Origin of the sequence: Mangrovibacter phragmitis (assembly GCF_001655675.1) — a bacterium.
GTDB lineage: Bacteria > Pseudomonadota > Gammaproteobacteria > Enterobacterales > Enterobacteriaceae > Mangrovibacter > Mangrovibacter phragmitis.
The window spans coordinates 36,310-60,596 of record NZ_LYRP01000001.1 but is presented as its reverse complement, the minus strand read 5'-3'; the positions used below and the strand labels follow the sequence as shown (position 1 = coordinate 60,596).

General features: G+C 51.4%; 21 protein-coding genes and 1 pseudogene. 12 read left to right on the top strand and 10 right to left on the bottom strand.

Annotated elements, in window-relative coordinates; all coding sequences use genetic code 11:
• Positions 1-12 precede the first annotated feature (12 nt).
• The 4 genes from xdhC to guaD are packed head-to-tail and all read right to left on the bottom strand — an operon-like array spanning position 13 to position 5,911.
• Positions 13-789, bottom strand: a complete 777-nt coding sequence (xdhC, locus tag A9B99_RS00265) for a xanthine dehydrogenase accessory protein XdhC (RefSeq protein WP_064593462.1) — start codon at positions 787-789, stop codon at positions 13-15.
• Positions 773-3,142: a xanthine dehydrogenase molybdopterin binding subunit gene (gene xdhB, locus A9B99_RS00260; protein WP_064593460.1), complete on the bottom strand. Its 2,370-nt coding sequence runs from the start codon at positions 3,140-3,142 to the stop codon at positions 773-775. Before xdhB ends, xdhC begins: the two co-directional genes overlap by 17 nt.
• Positions 3,132-4,583 (bottom strand): xanthine dehydrogenase small subunit, encoded by a 1,452-nt coding sequence (gene xdhA, locus A9B99_RS00255; RefSeq protein WP_064593458.1) that lies wholly within the window; start codon positions 4,581-4,583, stop codon positions 3,132-3,134. Before xdhA ends, xdhB begins: the two co-directional genes overlap by 11 nt.
• The gene (gene guaD / locus A9B99_RS00250) at positions 4,580-5,911 is read right to left on the bottom strand and encodes a guanine deaminase (protein ID WP_064593456.1); all 1,332 of its coding nucleotides are present in this window, start codon (positions 5,909-5,911) and stop codon (positions 4,580-4,582) included. Before guaD ends, xdhA begins: the two co-directional genes overlap by 4 nt.
• Positions 5,912-6,390: 479 nt before the next feature.
• Here guaD and ydfG point away from each other — a divergent pair, with 479 nt between their 5' ends.
• Together ydfG and A9B99_RS00240 are read left to right on the top strand one after the other, a co-directional pair.
• Positions 6,391-7,140 (top strand): bifunctional NADP-dependent 3-hydroxy acid dehydrogenase/3-hydroxypropionate dehydrogenase YdfG, encoded by a 750-nt coding sequence (gene ydfG, locus A9B99_RS00245; RefSeq protein ID WP_064595411.1) that lies wholly within the window; start codon positions 6,391-6,393, stop codon positions 7,138-7,140.
• Positions 7,141-7,228: 88 nt separating this feature from the next.
• Positions 7,229-7,918, top strand: a complete 690-nt coding sequence (locus A9B99_RS00240; RefSeq protein ID WP_064593454.1) for a GntR family transcriptional regulator — start codon at positions 7,229-7,231, stop codon at positions 7,916-7,918.
• Positions 7,919-8,079: 161 nt separating this feature from the next.
• Here A9B99_RS00240 and A9B99_RS00235 read toward each other — a convergent pair whose 3' ends face one another.
• The gene (locus A9B99_RS00235) at positions 8,080-9,546 is read right to left on the bottom strand and encodes a mannitol dehydrogenase family protein (RefSeq protein ID WP_064595409.1); all 1,467 of its coding nucleotides are present in this window, start codon (positions 9,544-9,546) and stop codon (positions 8,080-8,082) included.
• 382 nt (positions 9,547-9,928) lie between these two features.
• Here A9B99_RS00235 and A9B99_RS00230 point away from each other — a divergent pair, with 382 nt between their 5' ends.
• Both A9B99_RS00230 and speG read left to right on the top strand, forming a co-directional pair.
• A complete protein-coding gene (locus A9B99_RS00230) occupies positions 9,929-10,273 on the top strand; it encodes a DUF1283 family protein (protein WP_064593453.1) in 345 nt (114 codons plus the stop codon).
• A gap of 52 nt (positions 10,274-10,325) precedes the next feature.
• Positions 10,326-10,886 (top strand): spermidine N1-acetyltransferase, encoded by a 561-nt coding sequence (gene speG / locus A9B99_RS00225; protein ID WP_064593452.1) that lies wholly within the window; start codon positions 10,326-10,328, stop codon positions 10,884-10,886.
• Between the two features lie 34 nt (positions 10,887-10,920).
• Here the strand turns inward: speG and A9B99_RS00220 are convergent, their stop codons facing one another.
• Positions 10,921-11,631, bottom strand: coding sequence for a YnfC family lipoprotein (locus tag A9B99_RS00220; protein ID WP_074388744.1), 711 nt, complete (start codon positions 11,629-11,631; stop codon positions 10,921-10,923).
• Positions 11,632-11,742: 111 nt separating this feature from the next.
• Here A9B99_RS00220 and A9B99_RS00215 point away from each other — a divergent pair, with 111 nt between their 5' ends.
• The 6 genes and pseudogenes from A9B99_RS00215 to clcB all read left to right on the top strand — a co-directional run bounded on the left by A9B99_RS00215 (position 11,743) and on the right by clcB (position 17,250).
• Positions 11,743-12,030, top strand: a complete 288-nt coding sequence (locus A9B99_RS00215; protein WP_064593447.1) for a DUF1161 domain-containing protein — start codon at positions 11,743-11,745, stop codon at positions 12,028-12,030.
• 295 nt (positions 12,031-12,325) lie between these two features.
• Complete coding sequence (ynfE, locus tag A9B99_RS00210) at positions 12,326-14,764, top strand: selenate/tellurate reductase subunit YnfE (protein WP_064593446.1); 2,439 nt, start codon at positions 12,326-12,328, stop codon at positions 14,762-14,764.
• Positions 14,760-14,850 (top strand): annotated as a pseudogene (locus A9B99_RS23995) (dimethyl sulfoxide reductase subunit B); the annotation flags it as partial. The gene ynfE and the pseudogene A9B99_RS23995, both read left to right, overlap by 5 nt.
• A gap of 64 nt (positions 14,851-14,914) precedes the next feature.
• On the top strand, positions 14,915-15,124 hold the full coding sequence (locus A9B99_RS00205; RefSeq protein ID WP_231889136.1) for a DmsC/YnfH family molybdoenzyme membrane anchor subunit: 210 nt from the start codon (positions 14,915-14,917) through the stop codon (positions 15,122-15,124).
• Between the two features lie 51 nt (positions 15,125-15,175).
• Positions 15,176-15,787, top strand: coding sequence for a Tat proofreading chaperone DmsD (gene dmsD / locus A9B99_RS00200; RefSeq protein ID WP_064593442.1), 612 nt, complete (start codon positions 15,176-15,178; stop codon positions 15,785-15,787).
• A 176-nt stretch (positions 15,788-15,963) separates the two neighbouring features.
• The gene (gene clcB / locus A9B99_RS00195) at positions 15,964-17,250 is read left to right on the top strand and encodes a voltage-gated ClC-type chloride channel ClcB (RefSeq protein WP_064593440.1); all 1,287 of its coding nucleotides are present in this window, start codon (positions 15,964-15,966) and stop codon (positions 17,248-17,250) included.
• Here clcB and bioD read toward each other — a convergent pair.
• From bioD to A9B99_RS00180, 3 genes are all read right to left on the bottom strand, one after another.
• Entirely contained in the window at positions 17,200-17,898 is a 699-nt protein-coding gene (bioD, locus tag A9B99_RS00190) for a dethiobiotin synthase (protein ID WP_064593438.1), read from the bottom strand. The two genes, clcB and bioD, sit on opposite strands and share 51 nt — an antisense overlap.
• 244 nt (positions 17,899-18,142) lie before the next feature.
• Positions 18,143-19,363 carry a sugar metabolism global transcriptional regulator Mlc gene (gene mlc / locus A9B99_RS00185; RefSeq protein WP_064593436.1) on the bottom strand — a complete coding sequence of 407 codons (1,221 nt, stop codon included), beginning with the start codon at positions 19,361-19,363 and terminating at the stop codon, positions 18,143-18,145.
• Positions 19,364-19,505: 142 nt separating this feature from the next.
• Positions 19,506-20,402 (bottom strand): LysR family transcriptional regulator, encoded by an 897-nt coding sequence (locus tag A9B99_RS00180; RefSeq protein ID WP_064593435.1) that lies wholly within the window; start codon positions 20,400-20,402, stop codon positions 19,506-19,508.
• 124 nt (positions 20,403-20,526) lie between these two features.
• On the opposite strand from A9B99_RS00180, the gene A9B99_RS00175 reads away from it, so the two are divergent.
• Both A9B99_RS00175 and A9B99_RS00170 read left to right on the top strand, forming a co-directional pair.
• Complete coding sequence (locus A9B99_RS00175; protein ID WP_064595407.1) at positions 20,527-21,783, top strand: MFS transporter; 1,257 nt, start codon at positions 20,527-20,529, stop codon at positions 21,781-21,783.
• A gap of 210 nt (positions 21,784-21,993) precedes the next feature.
• Positions 21,994-23,472: a carboxypeptidase M32 gene (locus A9B99_RS00170; RefSeq protein ID WP_064593433.1), complete on the top strand. Its 1,479-nt coding sequence runs from the start codon at positions 21,994-21,996 to the stop codon at positions 23,470-23,472.
• A gap of 201 nt (positions 23,473-23,673) precedes the next feature.
• On the opposite strand, the gene A9B99_RS00165 is transcribed toward A9B99_RS00170, so the two are convergent.
• Positions 23,674-24,150, bottom strand: a complete 477-nt coding sequence (locus tag A9B99_RS00165; protein ID WP_064593431.1) for a GNAT family N-acetyltransferase — start codon at positions 24,148-24,150, stop codon at positions 23,674-23,676.
• Positions 24,151-24,287 lie beyond the last annotated feature (137 nt).

The window sequence follows — 24,287 nt, the reverse complement described above, 5'->3', positions numbered from 1 at the left end:
TCTTCCCCAAGCTTAGGCATCTTGCTGCCAGACAGCAATCAATTCTCCGGCAATGGAAACGGCTATTTCGGCAGGCAGTTTTCCTTTGACATCTGGTAACCCAACCGGACAGCGCATTTTCGCCAGTTGATGAGAGGTAATCCCCTTACCTTCCAGCCGGTAATCAAAGCGCTGGCGTTTAGTGCGCGACCCAATCAACCCAAAGTAGCGGTAATCATCGCGGCGCAAAATGGTTTCTGCCAGCTCTAAATCGCGCGGGTGATGGTGGGTCATAACCACGAAATAACTGCCCGGTGCTGCACTCCGGGCTTCGTCATTCGGGTCATCCACCTGGCGGCAGATAACTCCAGAGGGAGCGGTTGCAAACATCCCCGGGCGCTCATCCACCCAGGTGACCTGGCAGGGCAATGTGCCGAGCAGGTTCACCAGCGCCTGCCCGACATGCCCTGCGCCGAAGACAACTACCGACGGGGACGGGGCCAATAATGGTTCGAATAACACGCTTGCCATGCCACCGCAACACTGGCCTGTGCGGGCGCCCAGCGCGATATGTTCCAGGTGAGGCATGGTTTGTTGTGCCTGGAGCATCGTGCGGGCCTGGGCGATACACTGGAACTCCAGGTTACCGCCACCAATTGTCAGCCAGGTTTCCCCGGCAGTAACCACCATTTTGGTGCCATCGCCCCGGGGAACGGAGCCTTTTTCATTCAGAACAGTCAGCAATACACAAGGTTTACCGGCTGCGCGCAGTTGTTGCAAAATATCAATCCAGTCATCGGGTTGGTTCATTGCAGGCCTCCTGCATGGCCATTACGCCCCACAACACTCGCTCCGGGGTGGCGGGTGCATCCAGAGACGGATGAAGCCGGTACTCAGCCACACTGGCTATGGCATCCTGCAGAGCACACCATACCGCGATCCCCAGCATAAATGGGGGTTCGCCCACGGCTTTGGAGCGAAATACCGTTTGCTGCGGATTCGGGTGGTTTTCCAGCAGGTTGACGCTTAAATCAGGCGGAATATCGCTGATTGCCGGAATTTTGTAACTCATGGGGCCATCTGTCAGCAAGCGCCCGTTTTTATCCCAACACAGCTCTTCGGTGGTTAACCATCCTGCGCCCTGAATAAACCCGCCTTCAATTTGGCCGATATCCAGCGCCGGGTTCAGAGAATCCCCCACATCATGCAGAATGTCTGCGCGTAGCAAGCGGTATTCCCCGGTGAGGGTATCCACCAGCACCTCGGCGCAGGCCATACCCCAGGAGAAGTAATAAAACGGCGAACCTTTGCCTGCTGCCCGGTCGTAATGAATGCCCGGTACTTTATAGAAGCCGGTTGCGGAGAGTGGCACCTGGTTTAGCCAGCCCAAAGCTGCCACTTCGGCAAACGCATAATGTTTGCCCGGAACCTGCACCACACCATTATGAAATACCACTTCGCCTGCTGTGCACTGATGCAGACCGCACAACATGTCGGTCAGGCGTTGTTTCAGGGTTTGGGCTGCAATTTCTGCTGCTTTACCGTTCAGATCAGCTCCGGATGAAGCGGCGGTAGGCGATGTATTGGGGACTTTCCCGGTGCTGGCGGGTGTTACCTGAATGGCACTCAGCGGGATTTGCAGCACCTGCGCCACCACCTGCGCCACTTTGGTATTCAGCCCCTGGCCCATTTCGGTACCACCATGGTTAAGCTGTACCGTGCCATCGGTATAAATCAGGATAAGTGCGCCAGCCTGGTTAAGAAAACTTGAGGTAAAAGAGATACCAAACTTCACCGGCGTCATCGCCAGCCCTCGCTTCAGTACCGGATTATTGCGGTTAAAGGTGGCGATGTCTGCCCGGCGCTCTGCATACCGGGCACTGTCAACCAGTTGGCTTGCCAGCACTTCAGCCAGGTTATGGGTGACCTGCTGCCCGTAATGGGTCATATCACGCCCTGGCGCTCCGTAGAAATTACGCTGGCGCACGACAAGTGGATCCAGACCGCATTCGCGGGCAATTCTGTCCATGATTTGTTCAATTGCCACCATGCCCTGAGGCCCGCCGAAACCACGATAGGCCGTGTTGGAAGCCAGATTGGTCCGGCAACGGTAACCGGTTATGCGGGCATCGCCCAGGTAGTAGGCATTGTCGGCGTGGAACATCGCCCTGTCGCAAATTGATCCGGACAGATCAAGGGAATAACCACAGTTGGCGGCAAGATCGATATGCACGCCATGCAGGATACCCTCTGTAGTGAATCCTACATCATACCGGACAAAAAACGGGTGGCGCTTGCCCGTTATACGCATATCGTCACGCCGTGAGAGGCGCATTTTTACCGGCTTCCCTGTCAGGCTGGCGGCCAGAGCTGCATGGCAGGCAATACCTGCCGCCTGGGTTTCTTTGCCACCAAACCCTCCGCCCATGCGGCGCATATCCACAGTCACTTTATTCATGCTGACACCCAATACCGATGCCACCAGTTTCTGCACTTCGGTAGGATGCTGGGTGGAAGACCACACCTGTACCTGGTTATCTTCGCCAGGCTGTACCACCGCAATCTGCCCTTCCAGGTAAAAATGTTCCTGGCCGCCAATATGGAACTGCCCTGAAATACGCCGGGGTGCAGTATCAAGCGCTTTTGCTATATCGCCTCGCTGCTGGACATGGGGTGCTTCAACATACAGTTCACGGGCCAGTGCTTCTTCTACATCCAGCACGGCATCAAGTGGCTGGTAGCGAATCACAGCCGCAAGTGCGCCCGCTCTGGCGGCTTCCTGAGTTTCAGCGGCAACCGTCAGTACCACCTGTCCATGATATTCCACGGTATCTTTTGCAAACAGCGGGTCGCCGGGAGCCAGCGGGCCGATATCCAGCTCACCAGGTACATCCTGCCAGCTGAACACTCTGACCACACCAGGCACCTGGTAACAGGCGTCAGTATCAACGGAAAGAATACGGGCATGAGCGTGTTCACTGAGTACCGGGCATAAATAGAGCATACCCGGCAAGATCAGGCGGTCATCCACATAAGTGGCTTTACCACTTACCTGGTTATCCGCACTTTCATGTTTTTGACGGCGACCGACACCCTGATCGAATGTGTTGAGAAATTGTGTTTTAAGTGCCTGTTCATCCAGGCTGACTGGGTTACCCGACATACTGACTCACCTCCACCAGGTCTGAACCTTGTAGCTGGCTCATGAAATAACGGCGCAATAAATTTTTCGCCACCTGCAAACGGTAGCCGCTTGTGCCGCGAAAATCTGACAATGGCGAAAAATCCGCATCCAGCGCCTTGCAGGCTACGGTTAATGTGGCTTCAGATAATGGCTTGCCACACAGTGCCGCTTCACAGGCCAGTGCTCTGGCGGGCACCGCCGCCATACCGCCAAAGGCTACCCTGGCGGTGGTGATCACCCCCTGTTTATGGTGCAGGTTAAAGGCGCCAAATACTGTCGAGATATCGTCTTCACGCCGTTTCGACACTTTCCATGCCTGAAATGAAGGTGACACTGTCACTCTTGGGATGTGGATGGCACGAATAAACTCTCCGGGTGCCAGCGCGGTTTTGCGGTAATCGAGGAAAAAATCATCCAGTGACAGTTCACGTTGTTGTTCACCGCACTGCAACGTCAGGCTGGCCCCCAGAGCCAGCAACATCGGGGCACCATCGCCAATTGGCGAAGCGTTTGCCAGGTTACCGGCAAGGGTTGCCTGGTTACGAACCTGGCAGGAAGCAAAGCGAGTGAGCATCTCACTGAATGCCGGAATATGACCCTGTAGTTCACGGCCAATGTCTGCCAGGCGGGCTGTCGCCCCCAGGGTTATCATGGCATCCGTCACGGTGATGGTGCTGAGTTCTTTCACATAGTTAAGGCTAATCAGCAAGGGCAGCGGGCGGTAAAACTGGGTGATTTGCAGTGCCAGGTCGGTTCCGCCTGCCAGTAAGTGAGCCTGCGGGTATTGCTGATACAGCCGGGCAAGGCTTGTGATATCTTTTGGTAACAGACAACGGTGGCCGTCACCCGCCAATTCGGTGGTAGTGCTCTGTTCTTCACCGGTAATTTGTGCCAGTTGTTGCGCGATGGCGGCTGAATCTGCCTGGAACTGGTCATTGTCAGGTAACTGACACAGAGCCTGTGCAGCTTCAATAATTGGCCGGTATCCTGTGCAGCGGCACAGATTCCCCCCCAGGTGTTGATCAATAGTGTGGCGGTCTGCTCCGGGGGCATTTTTCTGTAAAGCGAACATTGACATCACAATACCTGGTGTGCAAAAACCGCACTGGGAGCCATGGTGGTCAGCAAGAGTTTGCTGTGCGGGATGTAACTGCCGCCCCTGCGCAAGATCTTCCACCGTTATGAGTTGCCTGCCCTGTAACTGGCTCACCAACATCAGGCAGCTATTTGCTGTTTTCCATACCATTTTGCCTTGTTGCGCTTCGCCAACCACTACCGTGCAGGCTCCGCAGTCGCCAGATGCGCACCCTTCTTTGGTGCCCGGGCAACCGGCCGGGCCGCGCAGCCAGTTCAGTACCGTGGTGCCGGGGTCAATATCTCGCACAATGGTACGTTTCCGGTTATGTAAAAAAGTAATCATGCTGCCACCTCACACTTATCTCTGGACCATACAGGCTGGCCGTTTACCCAGGTTTGCCAGATATTGCGGTCATCCCCCAGAGTCATCAGCACAAATAACCGTTCGTAGATATCCCGGCAGTGGCTGTCGCGCAGGCGCTGTAGTGGAGTGGCTTGTGGGTCAAGCACCACAAAATCAGCTTCTTTGCCCGGCATAAAATTGCCAATACAGCTGTCCAGATCCAGTGCGTGAGCCCCACCGAGTGTGGCGTAGTAAAATGCTTCACACGCACTGAGGCGAAATGACTGCAACTGGGCCACTTTGTAGGCTTCCCCCAGAGTACGTAACATGCTGAATGTGGTCCCTGCGCCCACATCTGTTCCCATACCAATACGCACTCGTTGTTGCTGGCAGCGCTGCAAGTTAAACAGGCCACTGCCTAAAAACAGATTGGATGTAGGGCAAAAAGCCACGGCAGATTCAGTGCGTTGCAGGCAGTTCCATTCGTCGTCATCTAAGTGAATGGCGTGAGCAAATACGCTGCGACGCCCGGTCAGTCGGTAACTGTCATAAACGCCAAGGTAATTTTTCTGTTCGGGCCACAGGCTTTTCACCCAGGCAACTTCCTGGGGGTTTTCACTTAAATGTGTCTGTAGCCAGGTATCCGGAAACTCTGTGCGCAGGCGCTCAACCGCTGCCAGCAGTTCAGGTGACGACGTGGGGGCGAAACGCGGAGTGAGCGCATAGTTAAGTCGCCCTTTGTTGTGCCAGCGCGTTATCAGTTCGCGGCTTTGTTGTTCGCTCTGTTCAGGTGTTTCTGTCAGGTAGTCTGGCGCATTGCGGTCCATCATCACTTTGCCCGCTATCAGGCGCATGCCCAGTTGCCAGGCGACACGAAATAACGCATCCACTGATTGTGGGTGGACCGTGCCAAACACCAGTGCGGTTGTGGTGCCATTACTGAGTAATTGATTCAGGAAAAAAGCCGACATTTGAATAGCATGGGCTTCACTTTCAAACTGGCGTTCAACGGGAAAGGTATAGGTTTCCAGCCAACTCAGCAGTTGCTCTCCCCAGGCACCTATCATTTCGGTTTGCGGATAATGCAGGTGGGTATCGACAAACCCGGGCACAATCAGTTTTCCGCGGTAATCAGCCACATCATCGGTGCTGCGCAGCAGTTGGCTGCCTTCAGACCAGTTATACAGTCCCACAATATGCCCGCCTTCTGTTAATAACAGGCCGTCTTCCAGGTAACGGGCATGCTCAGCGATGGCGGCAGGATCGTCTGAGGGCTGGGTAATATCGAAAAATTGCCCCCGGATAGCCTGAGTATAGTTAACAGCCATAATCAGCCTCTTTAATGAGGGTTACCCCTCTTTATATTATGCAGATGAATAAAATAACCATATCGTCACAGGTAACTTGCAATCAGAGTGCCAATTTTATTTTTATATTTTTCATTTATTATTCATTAAGTTATATATTTTCATTTCATTTGCGCAACAGCAGGCTATTTTTCTCAGGCGCAAACGGTTGCATATTAAAGCAACCGTTTGCCCTTTATTATTTTAGTTTATCAGGCCGGTTTACCGCACATTTTCGCGTACGCTGGCTGCACTTTAATGGTTCAGTTGCACCATTAAGGAACATCGCGTTGCTGTCGTCATCCGGGCAGAGTTCTCAAGCTTATGTTTTGCGTGCTAAGGTATAGTTTCTGTTTCAGGCAGTCGTGCGGGTCATCCGGGTTACCGAACAATCACTTGCTGTATCACCACTGCCTGAACGTCCATGGGCAAAACCACGCAAAAATGTAGAGGAAACACAGATGCTTATTCTGGTTACAGGCGCAACAGCCGGGTTTGGTGAAGCAATCACTCGTCGTTTTGTGGCAAACGGACATAGAGTTATTGCTACCGGGCGCAGAGCTGAGCGTTTAAAGACATTGCAGGACGCCCTGGGCGACAGTGTGCTGACCATTCAACTTGATGTACGTAATCGTGCGGCGATTGAATCCGCTATCAGCTCATTGCCCGCCGAATGGCGCAATATCGATGTTCTGGTAAATAACGCCGGGTTGGCTCTGGGTTTAGAACCTGCACATAAAGCCAGCGCGGATGACTGGGAAACCATGATTGATACCAATACCAAAGGCCTGGTATATATGACACGCGCGGTGTTGCCTGGCATGGTTGAACGTAACCGCGGGCATGTTATTAATATTGGTTCCACTGCCGGAAGCTGGCCTTATGCAGGTGGCAATGTTTATGGGGCAACCAAAGCGTTTGTTCGCCAGTTCAGCCTGAATCTGCGTACCGACCTGAATGGTACCGGGGTGCGGGTAACCGATATTGAACCAGGCCTGGTTGGGGGCACGGAATTTTCCAATGTGCGCTTTAAAGGTGATGACGATAAAGCAGATAAAACCTATCAGAACACGCAACCACTGAGCCCGGAAGATGTCACCGAGGCAGTCTGGTGGGTTGCCACGCTGCCTGCGCATGTCAATATCAACACACTTGAAATGATGCCCGTCAGCCAGACGTTTGGTGGGTTAACTGTCCATCGCTCCGCCTGATTTTCCCCACCCGGCTTGCCAGCCGGGTATGGGCGAACCGCCAAAAACAGGGTAAAATCATTGGGTTTACTCTAACAAAAGACAAACCATGACCGAAGAAACGCATCTCAACCCTACTCAACCTGTCAATCAGCAGATATACCGCATTTTGCGGCGCGATATCGTTCACTGCCTGATTCCACCCGGCACCCCGCTTTCAGAAAAAGAAGTGTCACTGCGTTTTGACGTTTCGCGCCAGCCGGTACGTGAGGCGTTTATCAAACTGGCAGAAAATGGTCTGATCCAGATTCGTCCTCAACGCGGAAGTTATGTCAACAAAATCTCCCTGAACCAGGTACGTAGTGGCGGTTTTGTCCGGGAAGCGATAGAGCGCGCGGTGGTACGTCGGGCCGCCATACTGGTTACCGATGCACAACTTTACCAGTTAGAGCAAAACCTTAATCAGCAGCGCACGGCAATTGACCGCCACCAGCTGAACGATTTTTTCCAACTGGACGACGATTTTCACCAAATTCTGTGTGATATTGCCCAGTGTCGCCTGGCGTGGGAGACCATTGAGAATATTAAAGCGGCAATGGACCGGGTGCGTTTTATGAGCCTTGACCACGTTACACCTCATGAGATGTTGCTGGAGCAGCACTGGGCGATATTCCGGGCGCTGGAAAAGCATGATGAACAACTGGCGGACGAAACCATGCATCAGCATCTGGCTGAGATTAGCGCCTCTGTTTTGCTAATCCGCCAGGAAAACCGCGACTGGTTTACGGAAGAGCAATAAGCCCGCTTAATGCCGGTTTCGCGTTATTCACCGGCAAGTTTACGCTCGCAATGACCAGTTGGAGATTGTTTAGTGGCATCTGACTAATCTCTGAGCGTAAAAAAACCCGCCGCAGCGGGTTTGGTTGATTAAACATAAATCACTGTGCCAGTAGCAGGCAATCAGGCATTCGCCTGAGCCCATGCGGCAACCGTCGCTTTTGCGCCATTCGCCAGTAGTGAACGCCAGGCCCGGGTAACTGCGCCCACAAAAACCGGGTCCTGGGGTAAATCTGTACCAAAAATCGCGCTTATCCCCAGCAAAGCCTTAACCCGTGAATCATCTTCCGCCGAAGCGGCAGTAGCTTCACGGATAACAGGCAATAGCGGGTCCATCACCTCGATGGGCTGGCCTTGTTCATCCACCTCACCGACATAGCGCATCCACCCGGCAACCCCCAACGCCAGCAGTGAGAAATCACTGTTATGTGCGCGATGCCAGCGAACTGAATCCAGCATGCGTTGCGGTAACTTCTGGCTGCCATCCATCGCAATTTGCCAGGTACGATGGCGCAGCGCCGGGTTGGTGTAACGCTCAATCAACAAATCAGCATAACGCGCCAGGTCAACGCCCTGAACCTGCAGTGTTGGTGCCTGTTCACGCAACATCAGGGCATGTGCGGCACGGCGATAGTTATCGTCGCCCATACAGTCGTTAATATGCTGGTAACCGGCAAGATAACCCAGATACGCCAGGAATGAGTGGCTGCCGTTAAGCATCCGTAATTTCATCTCTTCAAACGGGATAACATCACTGACCAGCTGTGCGCCGGCTTTTTCCCATTCAGGGCGGCCAGCGACAAAGTTATCTTCAATCACCCACTGGCGGAAAGGTTCACAGGCAACACCGGCCGGGTCAGCAACCCCGGTAATCTGTTCAATTTTAGCCAGCGTATCTGCTGTCACGGCAGGCACAATACGGTCAACCATGGTGCACGGGAAAGTGACGTGCTGCTCAATCCAGCTTGCCAGCGCAGCATCAACCTGGCGGGCATATGCCAGCACAACGTTGCGGGTAACATGGCCATTTTCCGGCATGTTATCGCATGACATCACGCTGAATGGCGCCAGACCGCGCGCTTTGCGTAATGCCAGCGCGGCAACAATCACACCGGCAGCCGATTTCGGTTGTTGCGGGTGGCGTAAATCTTCGGCAATCAGCGGGTTGTCCAGGTTGAGTTCACCTGTTGCCGGGGAGTGGCAGTACCCTTTTTCTGTAATGGTCAGGGAGACAATAGCCACCTGAGGCTCACACATGGCTTCCAGAACCGCGTCCAGGCCATCAACAGAGACGTGCATGGCACGTTTTACCACGCCCACTACGCGCGCCTGCCAGTTATCGGCGGACATTTCAGCGACGGTATACAGGTTATCCTGGCGGTGTAAGTCAGCAATTTGCTGTTCGCCGCCAATCAGATTAACTTCGCAATAACCCCAGTCGCTTTGGTGTTCAGCGGCAAGAATATCGGCATAAACCCCCTGATGGGCGCGGTGGAACGCACCAAAACCCAGGTGAACAATGCGGGTTTTAAGGGCATTTCTGTCATAGGCTGGACAGGTTGCGTTTGCTGCTAATAACGTCTTTTCCATTATTAAACTCATCATTAAGCGGATTGAACCAGGATGGCGTTATCCTGGCAGACTCAGTGTTGTGCTTTCATGATGTACGACATATTTCCCCTACTACAAGACTAGAATGGTAGTTAATTGTGATAACAGTCACAAAATAAAATGAAATTGCGTTTTGATACTCGCAAGAACAGTCTGGCTCTTGCGGATAACAGCCCGTGATAAAACCCGGGCCTGTCCTGGACTTATCATTAACCTGTATGTAATTGCAACGAGATATACCGGTAGTGTTGAGCTGGCATTACAATGTTATATACTCGTGATAATTTACGGCAGGTGCCCGGGCCTTCCTGTGCGTAAATACAAAACAAGGATCCGGTGATTGTGTGAATAAGGAGTCTCTATGAATAAAGCAGGACAATTGTTAACTTCATTACTGCCTGTCGCCCTGCTGGCCAGTGCTGTGGCATTTTCAGCCCCTGCATTATCGAAGACAGATAAACTGATTATTGAGTCAGGTGACAGCGCGCAGAGCCGTCAAAACGCAGCAATGGATAAAGAGCAATGGAATGACACGCGTTCTTTGCGTAACAAGGTTAATAAACGGGTTGAAAAAGAATGGGATAAGGAAGATGCAGCATTCGACGCTCGTGACCGTTGCCTGAAAAGTGCCAATGTTAATGCGTACTGGGAGCCGAACACATTACGCTGCCTGGACCGCAACACTGGCCGTCAGATAGCTCAATAACCTCTCCCGCTCCCGCCAGCCGGGAGCACATCTCAAACACAGGGAATAAAACATGTCAGGGTTTGATGAAATAAAACTGCGCCCGCTGGAGCGCGAAGATTTGCGCTTTGTCCACCAGCTCGATAACAATGCCAGTGTTATGCGTTACTGGTTTGAAGAGCCCTATGAAGCTTTTGTCGAGCTATCTGACTTGTATGACAAGCATATTCATGACCAAAGTGAACGCCGTTTTGTTGTGGAGTGCGAGGGGCAAAAAGCGGGTCTGGTTGAACTGGTGGAGATTAATCATGTCCACCGTCGCGCGGAATTCCAGATAATTATCTCCCCAGAGTTTCAGGGTAAAGGCCTGGCATCCAGAGCTGCAAAACTCGCTATGGATTACGGGTTTACCGTTCTCAACCTATATAAACTCTACCTGATTGTTGATAAAGAAAACGTCAAAGCCATTCACATCTACAAAAAGCTGGGCTTCATTGTAGAAGGTGAGCTGGTAGATGAGTTCTTTATTAATGGCGAATATCGCAACACCATCAGAATGTATATTCTGCAGCACCAATATATGGCACTGCACAAAATACCCGCGAGTGGGATGGTGAAACCCACTGCGCAGTAAGCGTACTCACAGCCTGGCACACAGCCAGTAACTGTCAGTAATATTCAATTTCGTACTTTACTGTATACCGGGTTTGCGTTTCGGGTTGCGCCGTAACGCTGTTACTTTCTATCTCACAGGTTGTCGGGTTATCGTGACGGTCATAGTCGCAGGTTTGTACCGTCTGGCTAACCTGTTTACCATTTACCCAGGTTTGTGTTTGGTAATCAAGCAGCTTGCGCGTGTCTTTTACTGGAATGTTCCGGATCTCCAGCGTCTGGTCACCTCTCCTGGTTACCCGCCCCAGAGGAAACCCGTTCGCCGCGTAGCGATAGGTGATATGCAAATCTTTACTGGACACGCCTGTCACGAAATCATTGTCATTGGTCTGGTATGTCACTCCTGCTGCAGGAATGGACTCCAGTTGGCATTTTCCCTGTAGCCGAATCAGCTTTTCCTGAGTAATAGCATTAACATAGTAATTAGCATCGAGGAGTAAAGACGAATCGGTGTTACGCGACACATCATGCATATCCATTGTGTTAAAACACCCTTCCTGCGATAACGTGGCATGGAAGCGCCGCTCAACTTTCCCATCTTCATTGAGCAATGTTTCGGTCAGCTTTTTTACCGGGCCGCGCACCGGATCGAAATCGAATTCATTAGAAAAACTGGCCATTTCAGGCGTCAGTGCCTTAGGGGGCTGATTGTCATCGCAACCTGCGAGGAGAATCGCCATAAAACTCACTGGAATGACGTATCGCACATAGTTCCTTAGCAAATCAGAATTAACCTGTTTAAATGATATAAAGCAATACAGTACTTTACCTATTATCTGCCAGACTGAGGTATCACACAAATTCAGGAGGTAATACCGATGAAAGCCGTTTTATGGCCTACCGCATTGTTACTGTGTTTTAGCTTCTCTGCCCTGGCTGCACCGGCATCCTGCGAACGGGTAAAAGCCGATATTGAACAACGTATCATCCATAATGGTGTTGACCCGGATAACTTCTCGCTTTCGATTGTAGCCAATGACCAGGCAGAACAACCAGGAGCGCAGGTAGTTGGCCATTGTGCAAACGATACCTTTAAAATTCTCTACCAAAAAGGCGATAACACCGATAATACCAGCGACAGCGAAATGCACACGCCATCACCCTGATAGCATTTCTTCCCCCGGCGTGGCCATACTTTGATGAGCCACGCCTGTTATTGGCTCCCCTGCCAGTCCCTTTTTTTATCACACAAAACCCGCTGATATTTGATACGAAATAATATTTTACTCCATCCACCCTGCCACACTGCATATTAAAAATTATTAGTCTGGTAACTAAAAACGACGGAAGCGTTCCCTGTGCAAAAGCCCGTAGTAGTCCACAGGCATTACCGCGCAGCCATTTACGCTTTCATCCATTCTTTTCAGGTTGTAGTTACTCATTTTTTCGATGGAGCGAGTTATGTCGAGCGATGAACATAGCGGTATCAGCCGCCGGACGCTGGTCAAATCTGGCATGTTAAGTGGGCTGGCACTGGCCGCCGGTGGTGTGAGTTTGCCATTCGGCCTGCGCCCTGCCACTGCGGCCGTGAAACAGGGTATGGCTCCCGCCGGAGATAAAGTGGTTTGGGGTGCCTGCTCAGTTAACTGTGGCAGCCGTTGCGCACTGCGCCTGCACGTCACTAATGATGAAGTCACCTGGGTCGAAACAGATAATACCGGGTTTGATATTTATGGTGATCACCAGGTGCGCGCCTGCCTGCGGGGCCGCTCAATTCGCCGCAGAATGAACCATCCGGACAGGCTGAATTACCCAATGAAGCGAGTCGGTAAACGCGGTGAAGGAAAATTCAGGCGCATCTCCTGGGATGAAGCTCTGGATACCCTTACCGCTAACCTGAAGCGGGTGGTGAAAACCTGGGGTAATGAAGCTGTCTATATCAATTACAGCTCCGGCATTGTTGGCGGCAATATCACACGCTCCTCACCTTCGGCATCGTTGGTCACCCGGCTGATGAACTGCTATGGCGGTTTTCTCAACCAATACGGGACTTACAGCACCGCACAAATTTCCTGTGCCATGCCTTATACCTATGGCAGTAACCTGGGTAACAGCACTTCGGATATTCAAAATAGCAAACTGGTGGTGATGTTTGGCAATAACCCGGCAGAAACCCGCATGAGCGGCGGCGGGATCACTTATTTCCTTGAGCAGGCTCGGGCAATATCCAATGCCAGAATGATAATAATTGACCCCCGCTACACCGATACCGCCGCTGGCCGTGAGGATGAGTGGGTTCCCATTCGTCCGGGTACGGATGCCGCTCTGGTTTCGGGAATGGCCTGGGTTCTGATTACCGAGAATTTAGTTGACCAGGCATTTTTAGATGACTATTGCGTTGGCTATGACGAGAAAACACTCCCTGCGGATGCGCCTGCTAATGGCCATTATAAAGCCTGGATATTAGGCGCTGGAGAGGATAAAACGCCGAAAACGCCACAGTGGGCATCGGCTATTACGGGTATTCCTGCCGACAAAATTATCCAGCTTGCCCGGGAAATAGGCAGTACCAAACCAGCCTACATTTGCCAGGGTTGGGGGCCGCAGCGCCAGGCTAATGGTGAACTGACATCCCGCGCAATAGTGATGCTCCCCATTCTGACCGGTAATGTTGGCATCAACGGTGGTAACAGTGGTGCGCGTGAATCGACCTGGACCATTACCATTGAGCGTATGCCAGTACTGAATAACCCAGTTAAAACCGCGATTTCCTGTTTCACATGGACAGATGCCATTACCCGTGGGCCGGAGATGACTGCGCTGCGCGACGGGGTGAGAGGTAAAGAAAAACTCGATGTGCCCATTAAATTTATCTGGAACTATGCAGGCAACACGCTGGTAAACCAGCATGCCCAGATAAACCGCACCCATGATATTTTGCAGGACGATAAACAGTGCGAAATGATCGTGGTTATCGACAACTTTTTAACTGCTTCGGCTAAATACGCCGATATTCTGTTGCCAGACCTGATGACCGTTGAGCAGGAAGATATTATTCCCAATGATTATGCAGGAAATATGGGCTACCTGATATTTATCCAGCCAGCAACCTCTGCAAAATTTGAACGTAAACCCATTTACTGGATAACCAGTGAAATTGCCCGCAGGCTCGGCCCGGATATTTACCAGAAATTTACTGAAGGCCGGACCCAGCGTGAATGGTTGCAGTACCTGTACAGCAAAATGATCGCCCGTGATCCCAAACTCCCGCAATATGAAGCACTGCGTGAAATGGGTATTTATAAGCGCAAAGACCCGGACGGGCATTTCGTGGCCTATAAAGACTTTCGCGATGATCCGGTGGCGCATCCATTGAAAACGCCTTCCGGAAAAATTGAAATTTACTCTTCCCGGCTGGCAGACATTGCCAGACAGTGGGAAATCAAACCTGATGAGGTCATCAGCCCACTCCCCATTTATGCCAGCACGTTTGAAGGCTGGGATTCATCAGACCGCCGTCAGTGGCCTTTACAGTTATTTGGATTTCATTATAAGGCGCGCACTCATTCATCCTATGGCAATGTTGATGTCCTGCAGGCTGCCTGCCGCCAGGAAGTGTGGATCAACCCAGTTGACGCCCAACAGCGCGGCATCCAACAAGGAGATATGGTGCGGGTATTTAATGAACGTGGAGAGCTACGTATTCCCGCGAAAGTGACACCGCGCATTATGCCCGGCGTAACCGCTATGGGCCAGGGCGCATGGCATAATGCCAGTATGAATGGGGACCGTATTGACCACGGCGCATGCGTCAACACATTAACCACACAGCGTCCGTCTCCGCTGGCGAAAGGCAACCCGCAGCATACCAACCTCGTTGAAATAGAGAAGGTATTGTGATGGCTGTTATTCCCGTGTCGCTGAAGGTGAAAAACAGTCTTGCGTTGAATCCTGCCTGTTACGGGCGCTGGATTTTGGCCCTGTGTATTACACCACGCGCAGACACTCCCTCTTGCCGGGATTCACAGCTCAGTACAGCAGGCCACTACTTTGCTTTCTCACTATGCTCAATGGCGAACAACACACATGGTATTGCTGGTATCAGGGCGGGGTTGCCGGGCCTGCCCACTGGTGCGACGCAAGAATCCATCGTTACCAGCCTTGCTCAGCGGATGGGGGCTGGTTATTCTCGGTGAATGGACTGGCCGCGGGTTGTTCTATGGTCTGGGTGTAACTATTGGTATGGTTGTAGAAAACTGAACTTTCTGTGGGCGAGGACGCCCACTTATTCACTGTTAATTGAGGTGTAACATGTCCCGCCTGGAGAATATTGCCCTGACAGGACGCGCACTGGGTGCGCTGTTTTATTTTTCCCCACAAGCACCACAAACGCACTCGTTAGTTGACGCTTTCACGTCCGGTAGCTGGCTACAAGACTGGCCCTGGGCAGATGACAGGCTGAACAGTATTGCACAGAGAATGCGGCTCGCTGCGCCACAGCGGCGGAAACTGGATGAAACGTGGCAACGGTTATTTATTGGACCAGACGCCCTGCCTGCTCCCCCCTGGGGTTCCGTCTGGCTTGATAAAGAAAATGTCCTGTTTGGCGACTCTTTGCTTGCGTTACGTAGCTGGATGCAACAACTGGGTATTCAACATGAAACCAACCAGAATGAACCGGAAGACCATATTGGCACCCTTCTTATGCTGGCTGCCTGGCTGGCGGAAAATGGCCAGGAACAGGCCACCAACGAACTGCTGGCGTGGCATATACTTCCCTGGGCTCCCAGGTTTCTCAATGTACTGGGCGAAAGTGAACCTGGCGATTTTTACTCTGCACTGAGCCAACTCACACAAGTTACTCTCCACCAATGGCAGGCAGGCTCACCAGTCCCGGTAGCTGATAAACCTTTATGGCGCTGAATGGTGTTTAACTCATCAGACCTGGCGGTCTATTGTCAGGCCTGATTGTTAATTAATCAGCCTTTAAGTGACAGTGTCACCTTTTGTTATATTTCGTTTCAATATAACCTTATAACCAGAATGCTAACCAACTGATAGATAGTTAAAATAAAGATTAACTCTGGGGAATCTTTGCCATGCGTCGTCTTCACCCTTTTCCGGAAATTCGCAGTATGTTGCGCCGCCTGTTGCTGGCCGTTGTCACAGGTATTGCCGCAGCACTCGCGGTCTGGTTATTTCGCCAAACATTACTGTTTTTGGAAAATGCAGTTTTGGGAAGTCATGGTGGCAGCCTGGTTGCGGCAGCCGATGCCTTACCTGTGTGGCGACGTATTTTGACACCCGCGACAGGGGGGTTACTGGCCGGACTGGTACTGTGGCTATGGCAGCGCTATTCGTACCAACACCCTCACGGCCCGGACGACTATATGGAAGCCATTGAAAGTGGCGATGGCCAGCTTGACACACAACGCAGCCTGGTTAAATCCGGTGCCTCACTGATTGTGGTTTCTACCGGCAGCGCAATTGGCCGGGAAGGAGCCATGATATTGCTTGCCTCGCTAGCTGCTGCCAAACTGTGCCACTACCTGACACCACGCGAAGAGTGGAAATTATGGCTGGCCTGCGGTGCTGCGGCCGGGATGGCCAGCGCCTATCATGCCCCGCTTGCAGGAAGCCTGTTTATTGCCGAAGTGTTGTTTGGCACCTTAATGCTGGCTTCGCTTGGGCCAGTGGTAATTGCTGCGGTGAGTGCACAACTGGTGACACTCCTGCTCAGTGACGGCAGAACCACGCTCTACCAGGTGATACCTCTTACCGCGCCATCACCTTCTCAATACCTGGAAATGGCGCTACTTGGCGTGGTTATGGGGTGCTGGGGAGCATTATTGCTCAGGCTGATGTCCGCCAGCCGTAAAGGCTTTCAAAAAATAGCGCCCTTACCGCTCAGGCTGATGGCTGGTGGCGCTATAGTGGGTTGCCTTTCTGCATTTACTCCCATGGTCTGGGGTAATGGTTACAGCGTTGTTCAGGCATTTTTGAGCCAGCCTCCACTGTTCGGGTTTATTGGCCTGATTTTACTGTGTAAGCTGTTGGCTGTGCTGGCGAGCAGTTGTTCCGGTGCCCCAGGCGGGGTTTTCACACCCACCTTATTTATTGGTGTGGCAACAGGGTTATGTGCCGGGCGTTTGTGGGGAATGCTCCATGGCGTGGATACCGAAAGCGTGCTCTGCTTCGGCCTGACAGGAATGGCAGCATTACTTGCCGCCACCACCCATGCGCCTATCATGGCGGCATTGATGGTGTGCGAAATGACAGGCGAGTATACTTTGTTACCCGCCCTGTTACTGGCCAGTGTTATTGCTTCCGTGCTGTCACGCTGGCTGTGGCCGGACTCGATTTACCGTAAGGCCCAGTACGGATAGATCAAGATATCGGGCCAAATCCCGCTGTTCCGCCCGTGGTAAATAGGGTACTTCCCCTACCAGCGGTGCCGGGATTTTTTTACTCATTACATCAATAATTTCTGCATAGTGCGCCAGACATGGGTTAATGCGGTTAGCCACCCAGCCAAGCAGCGGCAGACCGTCACTGGCGACAGCCTGCGCCGTGAGCAATGCGTGGTTGATGCACCCTTCCTGGATACCCACCACCATCAGTACCGGCAATTGTTCCTGCACCACCCACTCAGAAAGTGGCCGCAGGTCGTTCATCAGGCTGCGCCAGCCCCCGGTACCTTCAACAACCACATGCTGAACCTGGCCGGATAACTTCGCCAGGCCATCAGATAACAGGCTGTAGTTAATAGGGAAGCTGTGAGCAACACTGCTTTCCTCTTCGCTCAGAGCGACAGGATTGACGGCATCATAAGGTAATTCAAGCGATGAGACCGATTGCAGCACAAGTGCATCCCGGTTACGTAACCCTTCCGGTGTCTCCTGACTGCCTTTGGCTACAGGTTTATACCCTGCAGCAGTATGTCCCGCTGACACCAACGCCTGAAGTAACGCACGGGACACGACTGTCTTACCAACAGCTGTATCCGTTCCCGTGACAAAAAAACGCTTCAGCATGGCTGACTCCACCGATATTGTAAGGGAAGAAAGGCCCCTCGTACTCCAAGTTGCCAGATGTGCCGAATACTGTGTTGGAAAGGTGATTGCGACCACACTCAAACCCACGTAAGCAGGCCTGTTCTGCAACTTAAATTATTTGGGGATAGTTAATGGAATAAATAATTCAGTGCAGAAATTCTAAAAGAATCCTCAGACAGCCAGTTTGAGGTAGCGCAATTTTTAGTGTGGTTACGACAAATTGTTACCCTTGTAACAGACGGATGAGTAAAGATCCGTTATACATCGCGTCTTTTACCAGTGCGGCTCCAGCCATCGTGCCACGGTTATTGAACTGGGTAGACTCTACCCGGATATGGCGGCTGTATGCCGGTAACGACTGCTGGTGTATGCAATTGGTCATTGCCGGGTAGAGAATAGCTGCGGCCCTGTTCAGTGGTGAGCCAATCAGTATTTTTTGTGGGTTAAATAAATTCACCATAATTGCCAGAATACGCCCCACATTGGTGCCCACGCCGGTAATAATATCTTTTGCCAGTAAATCCCCTTTCAGCGCAGCATCACACAGGGATTCAACGGATAAAGGCTGGTCATGCAGCATGCTGCTCATCGACTGGCCCAGGCGCTGCTGTGCCAGCTCAAGTACACTGTCTGTACTGGCAATGGTTTCCAGGCAACCGTGATTTCCACAGTAGCAACGCTTCCCCCATGGGTCGACCTGGGTGTGCCCAATCTCCACCAGACTGCTGCTGCCAGCATGCAGCAACCGCCCGTCGGTTATCACACCAGCACCCACATTGTGGTCGATAACAACCTGAATAATATCGCGGGCTCCACGCGATGCGCCAAATAATGACTCAGCCATAGTCCATGCGCTGATATCATGCTGAATATACACAGGCACACCGGTATGGTTTTCCAGCGTACTACCAAGAGGCATTTCTTTTACATCGGCATAAAACGGCATGCTGTGCACGATGCCATTTTCCGTATCAATTATACCGGGCAAAGTGATAGCAATCGCCGTTAACCGCTCCAGGCGGGACTGATTGCGGGTAAAAAATGCATCCACTTCTTTGACAAGCCGCTCAAGAAATGGCTCATTGCCGGACTGCGCAAACGGTATGTTCTCTTCGACCACGGCTTTGCCGCTCAGATCACGTAATGCCAGGCTGATTTCGCCACGAGAAATACGCACCGACAAATAATGCCAGGCCTCAGTTTCTACCTGCAGGCCAATTGCCGGACGGCCACGGCTACCCGGCTCCTGAATTTCAGTCTCCTGAACCAGATGCACTTCCAACAGTTCACGCACGATTTTCGTGATACTGGCAGGCGCCAGTTGCGCCAGGCGTGAAAGGTCAATGCGGGAAACCGGGCCGAGTTGATCAATCAGGCGATAAACGGCACCTGCATTGGTCTGCTTAATTTGATCTATATGGCCTGGCTGGCTGTCAACCACCACGGACGGCTCCCTTTATTTTCGCGCTTCGAAATAATCTTCAGCGCTATGGTGAAGCACTTCCGTACTCGCCGTCAAATATTTACCCAGCCTTGTGAATTAACGCACATTTTTACTCATGTACTGGCGAATTATTAACCCTTTATTAGCCTTTGATTGATGTTAACAGCAGATTTTTGAAATGCTGTGCCGCAGCGCTCTGCTCATGATGGCGCGACCAGACCAGCCACATTTCTGAAACCGCATCATGGACATCAAGGGGAACCCAGACCATCTCTTTAAGTTGTACCCGGCGAAATGAAGCCGGCAAAATCGACACCCCGAGGCCTGCGGAAACCAGGCCAATTATCGTCATTGCTTCTCCCACTTCCTGGGTAATTTGCGCAGTCAAATTATATCGGCGCAATAGCCCCAGAATTTCATCGTACAAACCCGTTCCCACATGAGGATCAAAAAAAACAAAGGGTTCTTTTGCCAGTTCAGTTAATGGAATTACTGACCGGCGGGCAAGATGATGATCCATGGGAAGCATCGCCAGCAATGGCTCACGCAGAATGACCTGCCATTCAAGCGTATCCGGCAATGTGGTATTACGCATCAGGCCAAGATCCAGCGCTCCCTCACTCAAGGGCGCGATTTGTGCACGAGTATTGATTTCAAGGGTTTGCATATGCACACCGGGGTACTGGCGGCGAAAAGCGGATAAAGATGCCGAAACAGATTTGATAAATGGCGCTGAGGAAGTAAAACCCAGGCGTAGCTCGCCAATTTCCCCCTGGTGCAATCGCTCCGCACGAGTTGCAGCCGCTTCGACCTGGATAAGAATTTGCCGTGCATCTGCCAGAAATTGTTGCCCCGCAGCCGTAAGGCTGACACTCCGGTTGGTGCGGGCCAGCAAGCGTGCACCAATTTGCTGCTCCAGAATCTGGATTTGCTGGCTCAGTGGTGGCTGGGAAATATTCAGCCGCGCAGCAGCCCGCCCAAAATGACACTCTTCCGCAACCGCAATAAAATAGCGTAAATGGCGCAATTCGATATTCATACTTTATAAATATTATTTGAGATTATTAATATATTAGACAGAATAATCGAAAATTCCTACCCTACACCAGGTGGTTACCCCGTCCCATTGAATGCGGGGGAAGAGAGAAAAATTAGGGATTCGTGTGAGCCGTACAACCATCGTCACCTCTGCACCGGGCAGAGTTATTGACGGTAAACCTTCTGAAGCACCGGTAAGTTCTGAGTTTATCAAGCGTGGTACTCCCCAGTTTATGCGTGTGACCCTTGCCCTGTTTACCGCAGGCCTGGCCACTTTCGCGTTGCTCTATTGTGTACAACCTATTTTGCCAATTCTCTCCCACGAATTTGGCATTTCGGCTGCCAGCGCCAGTATTTCACTGTCTATGTCCACTGGGTTGCTGGCGGTTGGTTTGCTGTTTACCGGACCACTTTCAGATGCCATGGGGCGCAAACCCATTATGGTTGCGGCGCTTCTGTTGGCGGCAGCTTGTACCATCCTTGCCACGATTATGCCAACCTGGCAAGGGATCCTGATTATGCGCGCACTGACAGGCCTGGCGCTCAGTGGTGTTGCCGCTGTAGGGATGACTTATCTCAGTGAAGAAATACACCCAAGCGTAGTGGCATTTTCTATGGGGCTTTATATTAGTGGGAACTCAATTGGTGGCATGAGTGGCCGCCTGATTACCGGTGTGGTGACGGACTTATTCTCCTGGCGTATCGCCATGGGTTTCATCGGTTGTTTTGCGCTGGCTTCCGCCTTAATGTTTTGGCGCATTTTGCCTGCTTCGCGTCATTTCCGCCCTGCTTCACTACGGCCTAAAACGCTGCTGATTAACTTTCGCCTGCACTGGCGGGATGATGGTCTTCCTCTGCTATTTGCGACAGGTTTTTTGTTAATGGGCGCGTTTGTCACATTATTTAACTATATTGGCTACCGCCTGATGTCTGCTCCCTGGTTCCTGAGCCAGGCTGTGGTTGGGTTGTTGTCGGTGGTTTACCTGACTGGTACCTGGAGCTCCCCCAGAGCAGGAGCAATGACCAATAAGTATGGCCGCGGGCCAGTCATGATTTTATTCACGGCAATTATGTTGTGTGGCGTGCTTATCACGTTATTCAATAATCTGTGGGCAATATTTATTGGCATGCTGTTGTTCTCGGCCGGGTTCTTTGCCGCTCACGCTGTTGCCAGCGGCTGGATTGGGCAACGCGCACGCCGGGCCAAAGGCCAGGCTTCATCATTGTACCTGTTCTGTTATTACCTGGGTTCCAGCCTGGCGGGCACCTTAGGTGGCGTTTTCTGGCATAACGCTGGTTGGCCGGGCGTTGCCGGGTTTATCGCCCTGTTACTTTGCCTGGCTCTGTGTACCGGAGCCCGGTTGCATTTCAAAGCACACTAGAAAAATAAGCCTCTTGTTTATGGCATGCTCAAACAGGCAACCTGAATAAGAGGCGGTAAATATATACCGTTTGCACGTCATGCCTGAAATCTTCAGGCTATTTTTCCTGTCAACGTTTTACAGCCATCTGCAGAGCCTTATTCACTTGCATACAATATCTGTGTTATTGATGCGTTATCTGATTCGTTAATCTGAAAATAAGGTCTGAGAATGCCCAACGCATACCAGCAACTTACTCACCGTTTCCAGCGACTGTCCCGCTTTGCACACCTCGGAGCTATTGCCGGCTGGGATATGCAGGCCATGATGCCACCGAAAGGCGCAGCCGCCCGTAGTGAAGCTCTGGCAGAGCTTCGAGTATTGCGCCACCAGTTACTGACCGAACCGGTTGTAGGTGACTGGATTGCCGAAGCACAAACATTACCCTTGAGTAGCAGCGAGCAGGTTAACCTGCATGAAATAACCCGGCAATATGCACTGGCTACCGTATTACCCGGTAACCTGGTTGAAGCGCAGTCACTTGCCGGGAGCCGCTGCGAACACGCCTGGCGCACCTTACGGGCCAGTAATGACTGGGCCAGTTTTGAGCCGCTGTTAAAAGAAGTGGTCAGTCTGGCCCGGGAAGAAGCTACGTTGCGCGCAGAGGCAACCGGTGTTTCTCGTTACGATGCATTACTCAATCTGTACGAACCTGGTATGAGCAGTGCCAAACTCGATACACTGTTTGGCTCGGTAAAAATCTGGCTGCCAGACTTGATTCAGGAAATTATGGCGCGCCAGGCCAGTCTCCCTCTGGTTCCCCCGCAAGGCCCGTTTTCAACTTCGTTACAACGGGAAACTGGCCTGGATGTGATGAAAGTGCTGGGCTTTGATTTTGAGGCTGGCCGGCTGGACATCAGTGCGCATCCGTTCTGTGGCGGTGTGCCGGATGATGTACGAATAACCACAAGGTACAGCGAAGATGACCTGTTTAGTGCCCTGTTTGGGGTGATCCACGAAACCGGCCATGCGCGTTATGAACAAAATTTGCCGCGTGAATGGCGGGGGCAGCCGGTTGCTGAAGCGCGTTCTATGGGTATCCATGAGTCGCAAAGCCTGTTTTTTGAAATGCAGGTTGGCCGCCATCCTCTGTTTTTAAAACAGCTGCGCACCCTGGTTTTACAGCATTTCCCTCAACAACCAGCACTTGAGGAAGACAATTTCATTGCCTGGAACCACCGTGTTACGCCCGGGTTGATTCGCGTTGATGCAGATGAGGTGACGTACCCGGCACATGTTATTTTGCGCTATGAGATAGAACGCGCGTTGATGGAAGGTAATATTGAGGTCGGTGACATTCCTGATTTGTGGAATGAGAAAATGCAGGCATCACTGGGGCTTTCCACTCAGAATAATTACCGTGACGGTTGTATGCAGGATATTCACTGGACTGATGGTAGTTTTGGGTACTTTCCTACCTACACATTAGGTGCCATGTACGCAGCGCAGTTTATGGCGACAATCCGCCAGAAAATGGATATAGATGAGATTATCCGCACAGGTGATCTGACACCTGTATTTAACTGGCTGAATAACAACATTTGGAATAAAGGTTGCCTGCTGGCAACAGATGAATTAGTAAAACAAGCGACAGGTGAGTCACTTAACCCTGACCATTTCCGCCAACACTTGATTACGCGTTATTTATAACTACCATACCGGAGGTGCTTAATCGCACCTCAGATTGATGAAAAAGAAGGAAAAAGCGTGGTTTTTCCTTCTTTTTAGTGAGCAGCCGAAAATCAATAAATTGATTTTTCTGGTTTTTTATTGGGTGACATCCTCTCGTTCTGTGCGGACATGAGGTTTGTCATCAGGCTTACCTCTTCTTATTTTCTTTTCGGCAAAGCCTCAATTCTTAATATTCTTGCTCATGTTGATTCCCGTCACTCCAAAACCGACTGCCTCATAGACATGCCGGGCACGCTCGTTGTCGCCAGCCACGCGAAGCCTGATCTCTGCAAACCCCTGCGTCTGCATCTCATGCTCAAATTCCCAAAGCGTATGTTTCCCCAACCCCTGCCCCTGGCAAGTGTCGAAGATGTAAAAATCATAAATGTAAACAGAGCGCATAATGGCATCAGGTTTATACCACAAGTACCCAATATGCTTTTCTGAATCACCTGAGTGAGAAATTAAACATACCAACACATGGCCCGGCGTTTTTACTCCGCCAGGCAGGCTTTCAGCTATTTCTTTCCTGGCTCTGGTAAGAGCGTCATCAGGAGTAAGTTTATAATTTTCTGTAATCTCGCGAGCGTAATCAGTAATAAAGTATTCCAGATAGCCCGGATACTCATCCTCCCGCATTGGGCGAAATGTAATCATCAGTTAACCTTGGGTAAATAACTATTTCATTCGCTATAAGCGCCAACAAAGATAAACCTTTTTTTTCACTTTGTCAGTACACCAGTTTTAGGTAGCCTAACGGTAATAAAACACACTAGCTGAAACCTGTACGCCTT

Excerpts from the sequence above, each read along its gene's own strand:
- A9B99_RS00240 (WP_064593454.1), top strand. The coding sequence starts at position 7,229 with ATGACCGAAGAAACGCATCTCAACCCTACTCAACCTGTCAATCAGCAG.
- dmsD (WP_064593442.1), top strand. The coding sequence starts at position 15,176 with ATGTCCCGCCTGGAGAATATTGCCCTGACAGGACGCGCACTGGGTGCG.
- A9B99_RS00180 (WP_064593435.1), bottom strand. The coding sequence starts at position 20,402 with ATGAATATCGAATTGCGCCATTTACGCTATTTTATTGCGGTTGCGGAA.
- clcB (WP_064593440.1), top strand. The coding sequence starts at position 15,964 with ATGCGTCGTCTTCACCCTTTTCCGGAAATTCGCAGTATGTTGCGCCGC.
- bioD (WP_064593438.1), bottom strand. The coding sequence starts at position 17,898 with ATGCTGAAGCGTTTTTTTGTCACGGGAACGGATACAGCTGTTGGTAAG.
- speG (WP_064593452.1), top strand. The coding sequence starts at position 10,326 with ATGTCAGGGTTTGATGAAATAAAACTGCGCCCGCTGGAGCGCGAAGAT.
- A9B99_RS00215 (WP_064593447.1), top strand. The coding sequence starts at position 11,743 with ATGAAAGCCGTTTTATGGCCTACCGCATTGTTACTGTGTTTTAGCTTC.
- guaD (WP_064593456.1), bottom strand. The coding sequence starts at position 5,911 with ATGGCTGTTAACTATACTCAGGCTATCCGGGGGCAATTTTTCGATATT.
- ynfE (WP_064593446.1), top strand. The coding sequence starts at position 12,326 with ATGTCGAGCGATGAACATAGCGGTATCAGCCGCCGGACGCTGGTCAAA.
- A9B99_RS00235 (WP_064595409.1), bottom strand. The coding sequence starts at position 9,546 with ATGGAAAAGACGTTATTAGCAGCAAACGCAACCTGTCCAGCCTATGAC.
- xdhC (WP_064593462.1), bottom strand. The coding sequence starts at position 789 with ATGAACCAACCCGATGACTGGATTGATATTTTGCAACAACTGCGCGCA.
- xdhB (WP_064593460.1), bottom strand. The coding sequence starts at position 3,142 with ATGTCGGGTAACCCAGTCAGCCTGGATGAACAGGCACTTAAAACACAA.
- A9B99_RS00165 (WP_064593431.1), bottom strand. The coding sequence starts at position 24,150 with ATGATTACATTTCGCCCAATGCGGGAGGATGAGTATCCGGGCTATCTG.
- A9B99_RS00230 (WP_064593453.1), top strand. The coding sequence starts at position 9,929 with ATGAATAAAGCAGGACAATTGTTAACTTCATTACTGCCTGTCGCCCTG.
- ydfG (WP_064595411.1), top strand. The coding sequence starts at position 6,391 with ATGCTTATTCTGGTTACAGGCGCAACAGCCGGGTTTGGTGAAGCAATC.
- xdhA (WP_064593458.1), bottom strand. The coding sequence starts at position 4,583 with ATGATTACTTTTTTACATAACCGGAAACGTACCATTGTGCGAGATATT.
- A9B99_RS00170 (WP_064593433.1), top strand. The coding sequence starts at position 21,994 with ATGCCCAACGCATACCAGCAACTTACTCACCGTTTCCAGCGACTGTCC.